Below are 597 nucleotides of genomic sequence, written 5' to 3'. Positions count from 1 at the left end.
AGGATCTTCCGCTCGAGGCGATGCAGGCGGTCGAGCCGCGCATTCATCGTGGCGTCCGCGAAGTGCTCGGCGTTGAGAATTCCGTAAAGTCACGGCAGAGCTTCGGCGGCACCTCGCCCGTTCTCGTTGCCGAACAGATCGCCTGGTGGCGCGGTCGTCTTTAAGGCGAATTCAAGCGATTCGTGAATGATATCAAGATGATGGTGCGGGCCTCACTCAAGGTCTTGATAGGCCGCGTCCGAGCCTCCATATTCCTCGGTGGCGGAGCCGTCAGGGTCTGCCTGAGTGCTGCATGAGCGGGCTCATTTTCAACCGAAGTGCCTTTACAACTTGGGCTTCGACTATGTCGCGTCATTCGCCCTTCGGGCATCCTTTCCTGTTAGGTTTCGACGAAATCGAGCAGGCGCTTGACCGGGTCGCTAAGGCGGCAGGCGACGGATATCCGCCCTACAACATCGAACGCATCGCGCGGACGGGGAATGATCCCGAGCGCCTTCGGATCACTTTGGCCATTGCCGGATTTACCCGGGACCAGCTCGAGGTGACCTTGGAGGAGAACCAGCTCGTGATCCGGGGACGACAGGCCGACGACAAAGC

1 protein-coding gene and 1 pseudogene are annotated in these 597 nt (G+C 59.8%); both read left to right on the top strand.

The window, feature by feature from the left end; genetic code table 11:
- Positions 1–164 (top strand): annotated as a pseudogene (locus AC1DT3_RS23600) (argininosuccinate lyase); the annotation flags it as partial.
- A gap of 179 nt (positions 165–343) precedes the next feature.
- The coding region (locus AC1DT3_RS23595; RefSeq protein ID WP_477467573.1) for an Hsp20 family protein at positions 344–597 on the top strand (254 nt) is incomplete at its 3' end.

This window comes from Microvirga sp. P4_G7 (assembly GCF_056401005.1).
The sequence above is the reverse complement of the archived record's forward strand: the minus strand, read 5'-3'. Positions and strand labels throughout refer to the sequence as shown.